Origin of the sequence: Chryseobacterium sp. JAH (assembly GCF_001507335.1) — a bacterium.
Taxonomy (GTDB): domain Bacteria; phylum Bacteroidota; class Bacteroidia; order Flavobacteriales; family Weeksellaceae; genus Chryseobacterium.
The window spans coordinates 652,339-669,794 of record NZ_LMAH01000003.1; the positions used below are offsets into that span (position 1 = coordinate 652,339).

The 17,456-nt window shown below is 37.0% G+C and carries 13 protein-coding genes; 5 read left to right on the forward strand and 8 right to left on the reverse strand.

What is annotated here, in order from left to right; genetic code table 11:
- Positions 1–3 precede the first annotated feature (3 nt).
- The 6 genes from ccoG to AR685_RS10235 form a co-directional block, all read right to left on the reverse strand.
- The gene (ccoG, locus tag AR685_RS10210; protein WP_059124488.1) at positions 4–1,458 is read right to left on the reverse strand and encodes a cytochrome c oxidase accessory protein CcoG; all 1,455 of its coding nucleotides are present in this window, start codon (positions 1,456–1,458) and stop codon (positions 4–6) included.
- A gap of 97 nt (positions 1,459–1,555) precedes the next feature.
- Positions 1,556–2,434 (reverse strand): c-type cytochrome, encoded by an 879-nt coding sequence (locus tag AR685_RS10215; RefSeq protein ID WP_059124489.1) that lies wholly within the window; start codon positions 2,432–2,434, stop codon positions 1,556–1,558.
- A 10-nt stretch (positions 2,435–2,444) separates the two neighbouring features.
- Positions 2,445–2,642 carry a cbb3-type cytochrome oxidase subunit 3 gene (locus AR685_RS10220; RefSeq protein ID WP_047443548.1) on the reverse strand — a complete coding sequence of 66 codons (198 nt, stop codon included), beginning with the start codon at positions 2,640–2,642 and terminating at the stop codon, positions 2,445–2,447.
- Positions 2,643–2,655: 13 nt separating this feature from the next.
- Positions 2,656–4,917, reverse strand: coding sequence for a cytochrome-c oxidase, cbb3-type subunit I (gene ccoN / locus AR685_RS10225; RefSeq protein ID WP_047443549.1), 2,262 nt, complete (start codon positions 4,915–4,917; stop codon positions 2,656–2,658).
- A gap of 5 nt (positions 4,918–4,922) precedes the next feature.
- Positions 4,923–5,150: a cbb3-type cytochrome oxidase assembly protein CcoS gene (gene ccoS, locus AR685_RS10230; protein WP_047443550.1), complete on the reverse strand. Its 228-nt coding sequence runs from the start codon at positions 5,148–5,150 to the stop codon at positions 4,923–4,925.
- 109 nt (positions 5,151–5,259) lie between these two features.
- On the reverse strand, positions 5,260–7,638 hold the full coding sequence (locus tag AR685_RS10235; RefSeq protein ID WP_185113241.1) for a heavy metal translocating P-type ATPase: 2,379 nt from the start codon (positions 7,636–7,638) through the stop codon (positions 5,260–5,262).
- 90 nt (positions 7,639–7,728) lie between these two features.
- Here AR685_RS10235 and AR685_RS10240 point away from each other — a divergent pair, with 90 nt between their 5' ends.
- The 5 genes from AR685_RS10240 to AR685_RS10260 all read left to right on the forward strand — a co-directional run bounded on the left by AR685_RS10240 (position 7,729) and on the right by AR685_RS10260 (position 12,519).
- On the forward strand, positions 7,729–8,442 hold the full coding sequence (locus AR685_RS10240) for a Crp/Fnr family transcriptional regulator (protein ID WP_047443552.1): 714 nt from the start codon (positions 7,729–7,731) through the stop codon (positions 8,440–8,442).
- Between the two features lie 60 nt (positions 8,443–8,502).
- Complete coding sequence (panB, locus tag AR685_RS10245; RefSeq protein WP_047443553.1) at positions 8,503–9,318, forward strand: 3-methyl-2-oxobutanoate hydroxymethyltransferase; 816 nt, start codon at positions 8,503–8,505, stop codon at positions 9,316–9,318.
- On the forward strand, positions 9,318–9,644 hold the full coding sequence (locus AR685_RS10250; protein ID WP_059124491.1) for a hypothetical protein: 327 nt from the start codon (positions 9,318–9,320) through the stop codon (positions 9,642–9,644). Before panB ends, AR685_RS10250 begins: the two co-directional genes overlap by 1 nt.
- 2 nt (positions 9,645–9,646) lie before the next feature.
- The gene (locus tag AR685_RS10255) at positions 9,647–10,339 is read left to right on the forward strand and encodes an RluA family pseudouridine synthase (protein ID WP_047443555.1); all 693 of its coding nucleotides are present in this window, start codon (positions 9,647–9,649) and stop codon (positions 10,337–10,339) included.
- A gap of 137 nt (positions 10,340–10,476) precedes the next feature.
- A complete protein-coding gene (locus AR685_RS10260) occupies positions 10,477–12,519 on the forward strand; it encodes a T9SS type A sorting domain-containing protein (RefSeq protein WP_059124492.1) in 2,043 nt (680 codons plus the stop codon).
- Between the two features lie 89 nt (positions 12,520–12,608).
- Here the strand turns inward: AR685_RS10260 and AR685_RS10265 are convergent, their stop codons facing one another.
- Both AR685_RS10265 and AR685_RS10270 read right to left on the reverse strand, forming a co-directional pair.
- Positions 12,609–14,825 (reverse strand): outer membrane beta-barrel protein, encoded by a 2,217-nt coding sequence (locus AR685_RS10265; protein ID WP_047443557.1) that lies wholly within the window; start codon positions 14,823–14,825, stop codon positions 12,609–12,611.
- Between the two features lie 324 nt (positions 14,826–15,149).
- Entirely contained in the window at positions 15,150–17,417 is a 2,268-nt protein-coding gene (locus AR685_RS10270; RefSeq protein WP_047443558.1) for an aconitate hydratase, read from the reverse strand.
- Positions 17,418–17,456: the final 39 nt, after the last annotated feature.

Genomic DNA, 17,456 nt, shown 5'->3' on the forward strand with positions numbered 1-17,456 from the left:
AAATTAAAATTGTAATTTAAATGGTCCTTCGAAATAAGTTTCATAGGAATCGATAAGCTCGCCTTTCATGTCATAAACACCGATGGTGATGTTTTGTTTAGACAGCTTCATGGCGTTTTCAGGGAAGCTGATGTTAATCGTTCCTTTGGTAATTTTATCTCTGTTCACTGTAATTTTGCTTGATCCACTAGAGCTGATTTCGCCTTTTGCAGGTTCGATTACTTTAATGGTAACTACTTTTTTATCGTTGGTCTTATTCAGGAAAGTATAATTGTAGGTATTGGTAATTTTTCCTTCTCTTACAAAGAATGTACTTCCTGCCGGTTTGATGAATTTGGCTTCCATCTCCCCTCGGCTTGACAGTAGATATCCTAGAAATCCTACCAATAAAACAAGAACTACAGCAAAGCCTCTCATTCTTCCGGTAAATTTGTATGGTGCTCCGGTTTCTATTTCTTTTTCTGATGCATAACGTACCAGACCTTTCGGTAAACCTACTTTTTCCATGACTTCGTCACAGGCATCGATGCATGCTGTACAGTTGATGCATTCCAGCTGCTGTCCGTCTCTGATGTCGATTCCTGTCGGACAAACGACAACACATTGATAACAGTCGATACAGTCACCTTTTCCTGCTGCTTTACGATCTTCGCCTTTTCTCCATTTTGAACGGTTTTCGCCTCTGTTGAAATCGTAAAATACATTGATGGTTTCTTTGTCAATCAAAACGCCCTGCAATCTTCCGTAAGGACAAACCAGTGTACAAACCTGTTCTCTGAACCATGCAAACACAAAATAAAATGCTGCGGTGAAAAGAATCATTACAATAAAATTAGTAGGATGTGCAAATGGTCCGTCTGAAACAATGTCGAGAACCTGCTGGTAACCCACAATGTACATAAACATAAAATGGGTAATAATCAATGAGATGACAACATAGATTGACCATTTCAAGCTTCTTTTCCAGATTTTCTCGCTGTTCCATTCCTGTCGGTCGAGCTTCATCTGCTTGTTTCGATCTCCTTCAATTAGATATTCAATTTTACGAAAGATAGATTCCATAAAAATTGTCTGAGGACATATCCACCCGCAGAAAATTCTTCCGAATGCAATCGTAAAAATGATGATAAATAGGAGAGAGGCAATTGCTCCCAAAGTAAGGATGAAGAAGTCTTGCGGGTAGAAAGGCTGCCCCACGATGAAAAACTCTCTGTCGATCACATTAAATAAAAAGAAAGGATTGCCATTGATCTTTATAAACGGCACGATGAAATAAACAGCCAGTAATAAATAACTGACGATGTTTCGGTAATTGGTGTACTTACCTTTTGGTTTCTTAGGAAAAACCCATTTTCTCTTTCCGGATTGTTCCATTGTACCTATAGAATCTCTATAGGTTTCAGGATCTAAAACCTGTCCCTGTCCGCCGCGTAGAATTTCTTCTTCTTTATCTGACATTATAGTTTGGTTTTATTAAAAAAAAGAAAAAACATAATTCGTTACTATTTTTTAATTTAATAACAAATTATGTTTAATCATATTTTAAAGTTTTAGTTTACTGTTTCTCCCACTTAGCTTCGTCACCATAAGCTGGTGCACCGCCCTGAGCCGGAGTAATTGGTGGCTGTTCTTGGTTGATGTGGTATACATACGCCGCAACATTCTGAATGTCTCTTCCTGTAAGTACTCCGTTTTTACCCCAAGCCTGCATTGCAGTTCCTGTAACTCCATTTTCTACAACGTGGAATACGTTTTTGAATAATGTTTTTTCAGGTTGGTTGTGCCAGAAGTTATCTGTCAGGTTAGGACCGATACCTCCTTTACCACCGTCTGAGTGACAAGATACACAGTTTGTTTTGAAAACCTCTTCACCTGCTGCGATATTGTCTTCAGAGAATGCTGCAGTTTCTATCGTTACCTGTGGCTGAGTTTCTTCATACTTTGTAATGCTTGCAATTTGCTCTTTATATTCAGCTTCATACTCAGTCAATGGATGTGCAAAATCTGTGAACGAATATGCACATATATACACTGCACAAAATACTGTACCAAACCAGAATAAACCTACCCACCATTTTGGTAATTGGTTATCCAACTCCATGATGCCATCGAAACCGTGATCGATCAGAATGTCTTTCTCTTCAGTTTCAGATTGCTTTTTGAAAGCTGCATCATACTGTCTTCTCAAGAAAGGAATTTTCTTTTCATTAAGATAGGCTGCCTTTTCTTCTGGAGTTAGTTTTTTGAATTTATTGTTTTCAATTAAATCTCCGATTGCGCTGTGAATGTATGCCAAGATTGCACTGATCACTACCGTTCCCCAGAAATATGGTGATGCTAAAAACGAATAGCTCTGTACAAACAAATAATAAAAGATTACCAATAATACTGTTATTATTAAAATGTTTACAAAAACAGGTGTTCTTTGTCTCATAATAAATAGTTTAATTTTTCAAATTAACGTCATCTTGGTCATCCTCAAGAGGTGCATGCTCTTCTTCTTTGTAATATTTTTTAGGTCTGCTAAAGACATAGATTACTAAAGCAATGAAGAACAACATAAAGAAAATCAGAGCCAAAGTTTGATACAAACCTGCATTTTCCGTATTGGATAATATATCTTTAAAGTTCTGAGGAATCATGAGAGGTTAATGTTTAGTTATTACTCGCAGTTTTTATTTCTGTCGTTTTAATATCGGTACCCAATCTTTGCAGATAAGAGATTAACGCTACAATTTCTTTCTTTTCAAGCTTCACATCCGGTCTCTTAGCATATTCCGTTTTTAAATCGGCTGCTTCAGAGAAGATATCTTTTACAATTTTTGCTGCCTGATTGTCTGCCCATTGATCAGCAGAATCAATCTGAGCTTTTGTATAAGGTACTTCAAAAGATTTTTTCATCAAGGTCATCTTGTCAACCATCTTAGATCTGTCTAAGTTAGTAGCGATCAACCAAGGGTAACGAGGCATAATAGAACCTGCAGATGTAGATCTTGGGTTATACATGTGTTTGTAATGCCAAGAACTTGGGTTTTTACCACCTTCTCTATGCAAATCTGGTCCTGTTCTTTTAGATCCCCAAAGGAAAGGTCTGTCGTAAATAAATTCACCTGCCTTAGAGTACTGTCCGTTTTTACCGTTAAATCTTACAATCTCGTCTCTGAATGGTCTTACCATCTGAGAGTGACAAGCATTACAACCTTCACGGATGTAAATATCTCTACCCTCTAATTCTAGTGGTGAGTAAGGTTTTACTGCTGAAATTGTTGGAACACTCTTATCTAATGAAAGTGTTGGAACAATTTCGATCAAACTTCCGATTGATATAGTGATGAAAGATAAAATACCTAATAGTACCGGCATTCTTTCTAACCAAAGGTGAGTACCTTCTCCTTCTTTTCTTTTCTTGCTGATGATTGCCAAAGCCGGAGCTTCTGCTGGAACTTCTTTTTGAAATGATCCTTTTCTAACGGTAGCAAAAACATTGACTACCATCAATAGACCTCCAGAAAGATATAAGAAACCTCCTAAAAATCTTAATTTATAATAAGGGATAATTGCAGTTACAGTATCTAGCCAGTTTTTCCATAATAATGTTCCGTCTGGGTTGAATTGTTTCCACATTAAACCTTGAGTAAATCCTGCAATATACATTGGCACTGCATAGAAAATGATTCCTAAAGTACCTAACCAGAAATGCCAGTTAGCTAATTTTACAGACCAAATTTTTGTTCTCCACATAATCGGCACCAAATAATAGATAACACCGAATGCCATGAAACCATTCCATCCTAATGCACCTAAGTGTACGTGACCAATAACCCAGTCAGTAAAGTGACCAATTTTGTTGATGTTTTTTGTTGCTAAAAGCGGTCCTTCAAAAGTTGCCATACCATAACATGTAACTGCAACCACGAAGAATTTCAATATCGGGTTTTCTCTCACTTTATCCCATGCTCCTCTCAATGTAAGAAGACCATTCAGCATACCTCCCCAAGATGGTGCTATAAGCATGATTGAGAATCCTGTAGAAACTGCCTGTACCCAAGCTGGAAGAGCTGTGTACTGAAGGTGGTGAGGTCCAGCCCAGATATATACGAAAATTAATGACCAGAAGTGAATAATTGATAGCTTGTAAGAAAATACAGGTCTGTCAGCTGCTTTCGGTAAGAAGTAATACATCAAACCTAAAACTGGTGTTGTCAATACGAATGCAACCGCATTATGACCATACCACCACTGAACAATAGCATCTTTTACTCCGGCATAAACCGAATAAGATTTCCATCCTGAGAATGACAACGGAACTTCAAGGTTGTTGAAAATATGCAACATTGCCACTGCAATCCAAGTACCGATGTAGAACCAAATTGCTACATACAAGTGTCTTACTCTTCTTTTTGCGATTGTCAGGAACATGTTCGCTCCAAATATAATCCAAGAGAATGCAATCAATATGTCGATTGGCCACTCATGTTCTGCATATTCTTTTGAAGTGTTGATCCCCATAAAGAATGTGATGAACGTAGCAACAATCATCAACTGCCAAGTCCAGAAATGTAACCAAGATAATGTATCGCTGTACATTCTTGCTTTTAATAATCTTTGTAATGAGTAATAAATACCGGTATAAACGATATTACATACAAATGCCCAAATTACGGTGTTGGTGTGAAGCATTCTAATTCTTCCAAAACCAAACGCACCATGAGTGTTGATCAAACCTTGAATATCTCCGGATGACAGACTTTTAATCGTCGTATCATCGGTCCCGAATAAAAATTCAGGAAGTTCAGGGTAGAAAAGCATTAATGCTGCCGTAAGCCCAAACACGAATCCTATAATTCCAAAAACTATGGTCGCGTATAGGAATGCCCGAACAATACTGTTGTCATAACTAAACTTTTGTGTCTCCATACTAACTATTCACTTTTTTCTTCAATTTTATTATTTTCTCCTATTTCCTCTTTATCGTTTTTGTTGCCAGAATCTACCTTTTTATCCTCTTTTACTTCATCTTCAAAAAGTATACGTACAGCGGGAGATTCATCATCTTCAAACTGTCCTTTTCTAGCATTTACTATAAATACGATCAGGAAAACTGCAGCCAAAGAAGCACTGCATAAGATCATTAAATATAGAATATCCATCAGACAACAAAATTAACCTATTTTCGGGGTTCAAAATTAGTGAAAAATAATGACATTAATCACGAAATACGGGTTCTTGCTAATTTAAAATCAGTCTAAATAAGGCTGTTTATGCGGTTTTTCTGAAATATTTGCGACCAAGAATCCAGGTCGAAAGTGTGGTGAAAGAAATTACGGTGATTGAACTTATCGGCATTAAGATAGCAGCAAATAATGGTGACATGTGTCCGGTTACGGCAAAGCTTAATCCAACAATATTATAAAGAAAACTGATTAAGAACGTCAATTTAACAATCGTGATTGATCCTTTACATACGTTTAAGTAGTTGTCGAGCTGTGATACTTTTTCACCGTTCATAATAACGTCGGAGGATGGTGTAAAGCTGTTTGTATCGTCAGAAATAGCAATTCCGACGTTGCTCTGCTTCAGTGCGCCAGCGTCGTTTAATCCGTCTCCGAGCATTGCTACTTTCAGTCCGCTATTCTGTAGGTTTTGAATGTAGTTCAGTTTGTCTTCCGGGCTTTGGTTAAATGCCATTGAGCTGGCATTTGGGATGATTGTTTTAAGCTGGTTTTCTTCTGAAGAATTGTCTCCGCTTAAGATAAATATCTTGTAAAAATTCAGTTTTGAGAAAAGATTTTTAAGGTGTTCACGGTATTCATTTGTGAAAATAAATTTTCCAATAAACTCATTATTTTTGCTGATGTAAACTGCGGTTTCAAGATTTTTAGACTCCTGGTTGTTGTATTTTGCAGAGCCAACTTTATAAATATTTCCTCTGATGTTTGCTTCGTAGCCCTTTCCTGAGATTTCTTCAAAATTCTCTACAGGGAAATATTGATCGCTGATTTCAATGAATTCATAAAGAGATTTAGAAAGCGGGTGATTTGAGTTTTTCAGTAAGGTTTTGATATTCATTAAATCAAATTCAGGTATTTCTGGACCTTCAAATTTGATGTTGGTTTTTTTTCTTTGGGTAATCGTTCCAGTCTTATCAAAAACAATTGTGTTGATTTTTGCAATTTTTTCAATCGTCAACGTATCTTTTACGTAAAATTTATTTCGCCCCAAAATCCTCATAATATGTCCGAAAGTGAAAGGTGAAGAAAGTGCCAGTGCACAAGGACATGCAATGATTAGAATCGCAGAAATCACCTGGAACATTTTTTCTAAATCGATAAACGACCAGTAAATTCCTGAAATTAAAGCAATTCCTAAAATAATAAATGTGAAATACTTACTGATGTTATTAATTAATGTGTCTAGACCGGTTTCATGCTTCTTGAAAGCTTCTTTGTTCCAAAGTTGAGTCAGATAACTTTGGTCTACATTTTTGATAACCTCCAACTCAAGGGATGAGCCTACTTGCTTTCCTCCTGCGAAAATTTTGTCCCCGGGCTGCTTGCTGATGCTTTCACTTTCTCCGGTGATAAAACTATTGTCTATATTTCCTTCACCATTGATTAAAATCGCATCTACTGGAATAATTTCCTGATTTCGGACTAAAATTCTATCCCCGATTTTGATTTCGGAAAGTAAAATATTTTCCTGTTTTCCGCCAAAGTCAACTTTTGTAACAGCAATTGGATAAAATGATTTGTAATCTCTGTCGTAAGAAAGCGAACTGTAGGTTCTTTTCTGAAACATTTTCCCTAAAAGCATAAAGAATAAAAGTCCACATAGCGTGTCAAAATATCCAGGCCCGTAATCTGTGGCCACTTCGTAAACACTTCTTCCGAATAGAACGAATATTCCCAAAACAATCGGAACGTCAATGTTGACGATTTTATTTTTTAAACCATACCAAGCTGATTTGTAATAATCTGAAGCCGAGTAAAATACCACAGGAATTGCCAGTAAAAACATAAGGAACCTGAATAGGCCTTTGTAGTGTTCCATCCAGACGTCTTCTCCGCCTATGTATTCTGGAAACGCTAAGAACATTCCGTTACCAAAAGCAAATCCGGCAATGGCCAGTTTTACCAACAGCGATTTGTCTAAGTGCTCCTCATTTTTGTCAGCAGTTTCTAAGGTGATTGCCGGTTTGTACCCAAGATTCGTTAGGAATTTAGCTAATTCGCTTAATTTCAAATCGTTATGATTGAATGAGATCTGCAGGGTCTTACGTGTGAAGTTGACCTGAGAATATTTGATGTCTTTATGTAAAGTGTGAAGGCTCTCCAGAAGCCAGATGCATGAGGAGCAGTGGATCACCGGAATTTTAAAAGTTACAAGAGTTGTATTTCCCTCCGAGAAATCTGTAATTTTTTCAAAAATTTCGGGAGTATCCAGGTAGTCAAACTGCGAAGAATTTTCGTCACTTGGGCGAATTCCTGCTCGCTTATTTAGCTCGTAAAAATTGCTTAAATTGTTGATGTTCAGAATTTCGTAGACCGATTTGCAGCCGTTGCAACAGAAAATTTTGTCGTCGAAAGGAATTCTTTCCTTTTCTATGTCTTGTCCACAATGAAAACAGTTCTCGCTCACCTTCATAAATTATTGACTGACAAAATTATAACAATTTTTTTTGTTTATCGAGTTAAAATGTTCTATTTTTGTGATAAATGTCATATTAAAATGTCGCAGGAAAAACAAATTGCTATTGAAGAAAGATTTGCTAGGGTTTTTAATGATAAATCCTTTAAAGAAAGGCTTTCCAATACTGATTTTGAAAGATACTTTGGTGCTAAAAAGAAAATGAGTTTTCAGAAACATGATATCATTTTTGATGATGGTGAAATCCCAAAAGGGGTTTATGTTTTGGAAAAGGGAGCTGCGAAATTGTCGAAGTCAGGGTCTTTTGGGAAAGATCAGATTTTAAGATTTATAAAGGAAGGCGACATCATCGGATATCGTGCTTTGCTTTGTGGTGAAAATTTCCAGGCTAAAGCGGAGGCAATGACCGATATTGAATGTACTTTTTTACCTGCTGATGTTTTTATGGATCTTCTAGAGGTTGACCCTCAGCTTTCATTTATTATGCTTCAAAAGATAGCCTACGAATTAGGAGAATCATCAAATACCATTACCTTCTTGGCTCAAAAAACTGTCAGAGAAAGATTGGCGGAGATCTTAATTCTTTTGGAACAAAAATTAGGTACAGATCCTGAAGGTTTTATTAAAATATCTTTAACGAGAGAAGAAATTGCCAATATCATCGGAACTGCAACAGAAAGTGCCATCAGATTGATCTCTGAATTTAAAGGAGATCAACTCATCGAAGTTGACGGAAGAAATATTAAAATTCTGAATCACGATAAACTCATGAAACTCGGTCACGTAGTTTTATAAATCATACAACATACAAGTCGGCGAAAGCCGACTTTTTAACTTTTAAACAATACATATATTATGTCTGTTCATTCTGAAATTAAAAGAGTTACTACTGAAACCTTACGAAAAATGAAATTCGATAAGGAAAAGATAACCATGCTTACTGCGTATGATTTTACTACAGCAAAAATGGTAGATGCAGGCGGTATTGATGCTGTGTTGATCGGAGATTCTGCGGCTAATGTGATGGCGGGTTTTGAAACGACTTTGCCGATTACATTAGATCAAATGATTTATCATACTCAAAGTGTTGTGCGCGGTATTGACAGAGCTTTAATCGTTGCAGATCTACCTTTCGGAACTTATCAAAGTAATCCAGACAAGGCGCTGGAATCATCAGTAAGAATGATGAAAGAGGGTGGTGCTCACGCGATAAAAATTGAAGGTGGAAAAGAAATTTCGAAATCTATAAAGAAAATCATTAATGCAGGAATTCCTGTGATGGGACATTTAGGGTTGACGCCTCAGTCGATTTATCAGTTCGGGACCTACAAAGTGAGAGCTAAAGATGAAGAAGAAGCAGAAAAACTGATCAGCGATGCAAAGCTTTTGGAAGAGTTAGGATGTTTTTCTATTGTTTTAGAAAAAATTCCTGCCGATTTAGCCAAAAGAGTTTCTGAAAGTATCAGTATTCCGACTATAGGAATAGGAGCCGGTCCTGATTGTGACGGACAGGTTTTGGTGTATCACGATATGGTAGGAATGAACAAAGGTTTTTCACCAAAGTTTCTAAGAAGATACCTTGATCTCTATACAGAAATCACTGGAGCGGTTGCTCAATATGTAAAAGATGTGAAAAGTTCAGATTTTCCTAACCAAAATGAAAGTTACTAATGAGAAATAATTTACAAATGGCTCAGGGAGTAATCTCTGTATTGGCAATATTGTGTTTGGTTGTAGGTTGGTTTCAGGTATTTTCACCGGAAGTCAATGATATTCTTTCAAGAAAACTATTTTACCTATTAATAGGATTGAGCTTTATTTTGCAGGCACCATTACTTGTGAATGAAAAATTTAAGTATCCTATGTATGGTGCTGCGGCATTATGTATAATTGGCGCTTTTCTTCCGATTGATTCTAGTTTGTCATTTATCAAAACAATAGGTCTGCTGGGTGGTGTCATTATCTCTTTCACCAACAGGTCAGCGAATCGTCAGTAGTTATGGAGGAACAAATTGTTTATGAAGATAATCACCTTTTGGTTATCAATAAAAAAGTTGGACAATTAGTACAGGGAGATAAAACCGGAGATGAATCTCTGCTGGATTCTATTAAAAATTTTATCAAGATAAGAGATGAGAAGCCGGGAAATGTTTTTCTCGGTTTAGTGCATCGTATTGACCGTCCTACTTCGGGTTTGGTTATTTATGCTAAAACCTCTAAAGCGCTCAGCCGTTTGACTCAAATGGTGAAAAATAGAGAGGTTAAAAAAACATATTGGGCGGTTGTTGCTAAGGAAATGATTCCTCAAAGCCAAAGATTGATTCATTATTTAAAGAAGAATGAAAAAAATAATAAGGCTAGTGTTTTTACCAAAGTAACTGACGGAGCGAAAGAAGCGATTCTTACTTATCAGATTATTAAAACTTTAGATAATTATCATCTTCTAGAGATTGATCTTGAAACGGGTAGACATCATCAAATTCGTGCTCAGCTATCAAAAACGGGAGTTCCTATTAAAGGTGATTTGAAATATGGAGCTCCACGCTCAAATCCCGATGGCGGAATTAATCTTCATGCAAGAAAACTAGAATTTATACATCCAGTGACAAAAGAAGAAGTTGTAATTATAGCTCCTGTTCCGCAGAACGACGCAATTTGGAAGGCCTGTGAAGATACACTACTAGGGAAATAACTACATTGTGAAAATTTAGCAATAATCATAATATGTGCTAAATTATTAATGATTTTTAGCTTTTGGGATGTTATTTTTTTATTGTAATCAATATTATCTAAAAAAAGTATATTTGTTTAAATCTAATTTAAACTTATATGAAACATTTTTACCAGGTTTTTTCTCCAGCGGAAAAACTAAGACAATATGCAAAAAATATAACCTTATGGTTGTCATTTTTGATGGTATGCAATAGTCCCCTGGATGCTCAGGTAAGTACTTATAGTTTTACACAGTCATCTGGAACCTACACTCCCATTGTTGGAACTGTTTTAGGAACAGCCACAGGGAATGCTTCTGCTAGTAATTTAAACAGCGAAGTTTATCCTATTACATTACCGTTCGGGTTTAATTTTAATGGTACCGTTTATAATTCCCTTAATGCATCATCAAATGGTTTTGTAACTTTTGGAGCAACGGCTCCTACGACCACAAATGTCACTCCCATTTCTAGTACGGCAACGTATGATGGAGCTATTGCAGTATTTGGTAGAGATTTGAATAGTGTATTTGATGTGAACAGTGTTACAGGGAATATGAGCTGGGACATTATAGGAACTGCACCAAATAGAGAGCTTGTTTTACAATGGAAGGATTTCAGACCCACCAATGTTACAGTGACTACATCGGTATATACGTTTTCATTTCAGATACGTTTGTCAGAAACTTCAAGTATCATCAGGATGGTGTATACCTCAGGTGCTTACGTAATTGGTAGCACCGCTTACAATTCTACTGCGCAGATAGGATTAAGAGGTACATCAGCTTCTGATTTTAATAATAGGCTGAATGCTACATCTTTAGAATTTGTCAATTCAACTTCCGGTACTGCAAATACAAGTTCACAAGCCTTTAATACAGCCAATGCAGTTCCTGGGATGCCGACGACAGGTTTAACGTATACCTGGACACCGCCAAGTTGTTATACTCCAGGAGGTTTAACTTCTGGTTCGTCAACCATTACAACTGCTCCGATTTCATGGGACGCTTCCTCATCATCACCTTCAAATGGATATGATATTTACTACAGTACATCGAGCACTCCACCAACATCTTCTACCGCCCCGTTACAACAAGTTCCTGCTGGAACGACTGCTACATTAAGTCCTTTAGCTCCTTCAACCCAATATTATGTTTGGGTAAGATCGAATTGTGGAAGTGGGAATACAAGTATTTGGACTTTGCAACCAATTACTGTGATCACACAATGTCAACCTCCAGCACTACTGTCGTCAACTGGCACAACTGTTTGTCCCAATCAGTCAGCTACTTTGTCAGCTACTGGTGCTGCTGGTGCTACCTTAAAATGGTATGATGTTGCAAATGGTGGTACAAGTGTTGGTACTGGTACTTCTTTTACGACTCCTTTATTATCTACAACAACAAATTATTGGGTAACAGCTTCGAGTATAGGCAATCCTACGAATGTTGGTGCTGCTACTCCTGCAAGTTTGGGAACTAGTACTGCAACCAATACTTCGTGGGATCTTTTATTTACAGTAAATTCGAATCTTACTTTAAATTCGGTTGATGTATTTCCTGGTACAGTTGGTCAGACAGGAACAATTGAGGTTCTAACCGCTTCAGGAACTTCAGTTTCATCAGTTTCTTACACAACGACGGTTTCTGGGAATTCAACTCCTCAAACAGTTCCGTTAAATATAATTTTGTCACCCGGAACATATGCAATGAGAAGATCAGGAACTGCAAACTTGCATAGAAATTCTGCTGGAGCAGTCTTTCCTTATACTACACCCCAACTCGTCATTACAGGAACAACTTTCGTTAATTATCCTGCTTATTACTTTTACTTTTATAATATCAACTTTACCCCTGCTTGCGAATCAGCCAGAACTATGGTGACTGCTACTGTAAGCTCTGCGGGTTGCCTCTCTGCAAATGAAATTGAGGCTAATGACAAACTGAAAGTTTATCCAAACCCTTTCTCAGATCTTATTAATATCGAGCGACCTGATCTGGTAAAATCAATTCAAATTACTGATCTGTCAGGAAAACTGGTTAGAAATAATGTGAAAGCAGAATCTATTGTAAGGTTACATGATCTTAGTGCAGGAATGTATATTCTGCAGCTTGATATGAAAGACGGTTCTAAACAAACTATTAAAATCATAAAGAAATAGTTTTTATAAAAGTTTTTACAAAAAAATCGGCTCTGAATTATTCGGAGCCGATTTTTATTATAAAGTAAGTTTTAACAATGACTTATCTTCTATTGTCCCGGTTGCATCACGCCGCCAGTTTCTTCTTTTTTGCTGTTTAGAATATTCGGATCTTCTTTAGCCAATTTATTCTTTGTCGGAATCTTATAGTTCACAGACAAACCAAAATTTCTGCTGTCATACTTTGTTCTGATAAAAAGACTTTCTCCTCCTGTAGGATTATTGGTTCTTATTTGCATCACCTGACCGTTCAGAATATCATTTCCAAAAATAGAAACTGTTAAACGGTTGTCCATAAACTTCTTAGTTAAAGTAATATCTACGGAATTATTGAAAGGCTTTTCTGCTGTGAAGTAAAAATATCCTGCTCTCGGCGTTAGATAACTGTAGTTTGCCGTTAGCTTAATATCTTTTGGAAGAAGAATCTGGGTCATTAAATTAAAAATCCAGAAACCATTGTTCTTTAAATTATCAATATCATGCTTCTGATAACCTGCGTACAAATACATGAAATTAATTTTATCAGGATTAAAATCAAACTTCATAATCTCGCTCAAAGGTTTTGTGAAGATCATAAACGGAATGGGAAGTCCCACATTGAAATTGTGAATTTTCATGTTTGAAATATTCACCTGTTCATTAAAAATATTTTTACCGTCTCTTCTGATAATCTGCGCAACCTGATTCTTCGCGTTACTTACGCTGTAACCGATAAATGCATAATCAAAAGCCGAAATTTTCACCTCATAGTTATCAAAAATTGTCGGTTGCAGAAACGGATTTCCTGTTACCTGAGTATTCGGTCCCTGAAAAGTACTGTTGTTCGGGTTTAATGCAGAAATACTTGGAAGGTTAATCTTTTTATTATAATTAAGCAATGCGTGTACCTGATTCATCACATTATACTGCACACTTGCATTCGGGAAAAGTTTAAATTTATTAAAAGGAATTAAATCTGTTTGTACAAGTTTATCATCCTTATCCATTAATCTGGTAACTCCCGAAATATCATAATTTTCAGCTCTTACCCCCGCAATGAAATCAAACTTTTTCAGTTTTGCCTGAAATTCTAAATATGTTGAAGCTGTTTGTCTTTGATATTCTAAATTAGTTAAACCTTTGCTTTCTGTATCGAAATTTTGTTTTTCATACAAGCCTCCGAAGCTCACTTTTCCTTCATCAAGTATTTTCAGAGGTTGAGAATAATCTACTTTAAAATTGGCAATTCTCATATCTGAACTGTTTTGTAATATATTTCCATCAGAAAAGAGCGGGACTATTTCTATTGGATCTAAGTAAGTTACATCACGATAAATATTGTCCTGACCAAATTTGCTATCAGATTTTGTATATCCAAACTGAAAATCAAGCTTTTTAAGCTTGTCATCAAAGCGTACCTGATAAGTTGCTACGGCTTCCTGTCTCAAATTATTGGTATTAGCAGCATCGAAAGCTCCAAAATCTGCTTCCCTAAATAATTTTGTATCTTTATAAGGAAGAATTGCGTTTCCGTCACTTAAAGTATAATTGTCATTCTTATTATGATAAATATCGTAGTTCAAAAGCAATCGATCTTCACCCAAATCAAAAGTCATTCCTGCTTTCGCAAAATATCCTCTTCCCACTCTGTCGGTATTGCTGAGCATCAGATTATCCTGATTGGTATTCAGCATACTTTCGCGATAGTTTTGTCCTACGCTTAGTTGCCATCCAAACAGTTTATTTCTTGCATTTAGGTTCAAAGAGTTGCTTGTTCTGCTTCTCAGTTTATCTTCATTAGAAAAATTATAGTTACCGGAATAGGTTGCTGTAAGATATTTATTCGCATTTTTATTCGTTATAATATTCATAATAGCACCCCCTGAAGTTGCCGGAAATTCCGCACCGGGTTGAGTGATTACTTCAATTCTTTCGACAGAATTGGCGGGCATCCCTTCAAGAAAAGAATTTAATTCGTTGCTCGAAATATTAAGAGGTCTTCCGTTTAAATATACATCAAGAACCTTACCCTGATACATCATCCCTGCAATATCTGTGGACACTAGACCCGGAAGTTTTTTAATTCCTTCCAAAACGTTACCGTTGTTGAGGTGTGATTGCTCAGAAAAATCAAAAATCGTACGGTCGGCTTTCTGTTCGATCGCTTTTTTAGTTTTAGTGATAACAACGCCTTCGATCTCCTTTTCTTTGGTTTTGGTATCTTTTGTCTCCTGTGCAAAACCTAAAACTGAACCTAAAACCGAGAGAGTAAATAAAATTTTCTTCATAATGTGAGTAAATCTATTAGGTTAGACGCTGAAAAATTTGATTTGTTACAATTATTCAAAATGATTTACCCATATTTTGATGAGTTATTTTTAATATTCAAATGTGTTTACAAATTTATATTTCGGACTTCTTTTAAAAAAATGATCAAAGAATCCGGTGTTTGATCCTGCCGGTAGATAAGTTGGTTTTAGAAGCCTTCAATTTTCTGGATATCTGGGAGGGAGTTCTCATTGGATATATGTACAAACTCAATCTTTTAGATGAGTTAAAATAAAAAAAGCAACTCCAATTTTGAAGTTGCTTTTGATTATATTAAATAAATGTTAGTTCTCCTGTTGCTTAATCAAATTCAAAGCAGAACCCGCCTTAAACCAATCAATCTGCTGATCATTATAAGTATGGTTTGCCAAAACAATGTCTTTCGTTGAATCTGTATGAATGAATTCCAAAGTTAATTGTTTTCCCGGAGCAAACTGATCCAAGTCTAAGAAGTTAACCACGTCATCTTCCTGAATTTTATCGTAATCTGTTTCATCAGCAAATGTCAGTCCTAACATTCCCTGTTTTTTCAGGTTGGTTTCATGGATTCTTGCAAATGATTTAACCAGAACAGCTTTTACACCAAGATGTCTCGGCTCCATCGCTGCATGCTCTCTTGAAGAACCTTCACCGTAATTCTGATCTCCCACAACAATAGAAGGAATTCCTGCAGCTTTATAAGCTCTCTGTACAGTAGGAACTTCGCCGTAAGCACCATCCAGCTGGTTTTTTACTTTGTTGGTTTCCATGTTGTAAGCGTTTACAGCACCGATTAACATGTTGTTTGAGATATTATCTAAATGCCCTCTGTATTTCAACCAAGGTCCGGCCATAGAAATGTGATCCGTCGTACATTTTCCGAAAGCTTTAATTAAAACTCTCGCTCCGGTAATGTTTTTACCATCCCACGCGGGGAATTCCTCAAGTAACTGAAGTCTGTCTGAAGTCGGGCTAACCTTTACTTCAACAGCCGAACCATCTTCTGAAGGCGCCTGGTAACCATTGTCATCAACTGCAAATCCTTTTGACGGTAATTCAGAACCGCTTGGCTCATTTAATTTTATTTGTTCTCCGTTTTCAGCGGTTAATGTATCTGTGATTGGATTAAAATCTAATCTTCCCGAAATTGCAATCGCAGCCACCATTTCCGGTGACGCTACAAATGCGTGAGTATTGGGGTTGCCGTCTGCTCTTTTGGCAAAGTTTCTGTTAAAAGAGTGAATGATGGAGTTTTTCTCGCCTTTATCAGCACCTTCTCTGTCCCACTGTCCGATACAAGGTCCGCAGGCATTGGTAAAGATTCTTGCATTTTCAAATTTTCTGAAAGAATCTAAAAATCCATCTCTTTCTGCGGTAAATTTCACCTGCTCAGAACCTGGGTTGATTCCTAAAATAGCTTTAGGTTTTACTCCTTTTGCCACTGCATCTTCCACGATGGAAGCGGCTCTTGATAGGTCTTCATAAGATGAGTTGGTACAAGATCCAATTAATGCCCATTCTACTTCAATAGGCCAACCGTTCGCTTCTGCTTTTGCTTTAAATTCAGAAACCGGAGTTGCCAAATCTGGTGTAAACGGACCGTTCAAGTGAGGAGCGAGTTCTGAAAGATTAATTTCAATCACCTGATCAAAATATTGTTCTGGATTTGCATACACTTCTGCATCACCCGTTAAATGTTCTGCTACTTTATCTGCAGCATCTACAACATCCTGTCTTCCTGTAGAAGCGAGATATCTTCTCATGGAATCATCATATCCGAAAGTAGAAGTCGTTGCGCCGATTTCAGCACCCATGTTACAGATTGTTCCTTTTCCTGTTGCGGATAAAGAGATTGCACCATCACCGAAATATTCTACGATACATCCGGTTCCTCCTTTCACTGTAAGAATTCCGGCAACTTTTAGGATAACGTCTTTTGCTGAGGTCCAGCCAGACATTTTACCGGTTAATTTTACACCAATTAATTTTGGCATTTTCAATTCCCAAGCCATTCCAGCCATTACGTCTACGGCATCTGCACCACCAACACCGATGGCCACCATTCCTAAACCTCCTGCGTTTACTGTATGAGAGTCGGTTCCGATCATCATTCCTCCCGGGAATGCGTAGTTTTCTAAAACAACCTGATGGATAATTCCTGCTCCCGGTTTCCAGAAACCGATTCCGTATTTATCACACACAGAACCTAAGAAGTTGAAAACCTCAGAGTTTTTATTAATTCCTTCCTGTAAATCTGATTCAGCACCCACTCTGGCCTGAATAAGGTGATCAGCATGGGCAGTGGACGGAACAGCGACTTTGGCTTTTCCTGCCTGCATAAACTGTAAAAGAGCCATCTGAGCCGTTGCATCCTGCATGGCCACTCTGTCGGGAGCGAAATCCACGTAAGAATTTCCTCTTTCATGTTCTTTTGTTGCGTTTCCTTCCCACAAGTGGGTGTAAAGAATTTTTTCTGAAAGTGTTAACGGTTTTCCTGTGATCTGTCTTGCTGCTGCAATACGTTCAGGATAGCGTTCGTACACTTTTTTGATCATGTCAATGTCGAAAGTCATATCTTAATTTATTTTTTCTATTTAAAGCAAACTTCCGTT

Coding starts and splice junctions, on each gene's coding strand:
- AR685_RS10215 (WP_059124489.1), bottom strand. CDS start 2,434: ATGAGACAAAGAACACCTGTTTTTGTAAACATTTTAATAATAACAGTA.
- AR685_RS10255 (WP_047443555.1), top strand. CDS start 9,647: ATGGAGGAACAAATTGTTTATGAAGATAATCACCTTTTGGTTATCAAT.
- ccoN (WP_047443549.1), bottom strand. CDS start 4,917: ATGGAGACACAAAAGTTTAGTTATGACAACAGTATTGTTCGGGCATTC.
- ccoG (WP_059124488.1), bottom strand. CDS start 1,458: ATGTCAGATAAAGAAGAAGAAATTCTACGCGGCGGACAGGGACAGGTT.
- AR685_RS10240 (WP_047443552.1), top strand. CDS start 7,729: ATGTCGCAGGAAAAACAAATTGCTATTGAAGAAAGATTTGCTAGGGTT.
- AR685_RS10265 (WP_047443557.1), bottom strand. CDS start 14,825: ATGAAGAAAATTTTATTTACTCTCTCGGTTTTAGGTTCAGTTTTAGGT.
- AR685_RS10250 (WP_059124491.1), top strand. CDS start 9,318: ATGAGAAATAATTTACAAATGGCTCAGGGAGTAATCTCTGTATTGGCA.
- AR685_RS10260 (WP_059124492.1), top strand. CDS start 10,477: ATGAAACATTTTTACCAGGTTTTTTCTCCAGCGGAAAAACTAAGACAA.
- ccoS (WP_047443550.1), bottom strand. CDS start 5,150: ATGGATATTCTATATTTAATGATCTTATGCAGTGCTTCTTTGGCTGCA.
- AR685_RS10220 (WP_047443548.1), bottom strand. CDS start 2,642: ATGATTCCTCAGAACTTTAAAGATATATTATCCAATACGGAAAATGCA.
- AR685_RS10270 (WP_047443558.1), bottom strand. CDS start 17,417: ATGACTTTCGACATTGACATGATCAAAAAAGTGTACGAACGCTATCCT.
- panB (WP_047443553.1), top strand. CDS start 8,503: ATGTCTGTTCATTCTGAAATTAAAAGAGTTACTACTGAAACCTTACGA.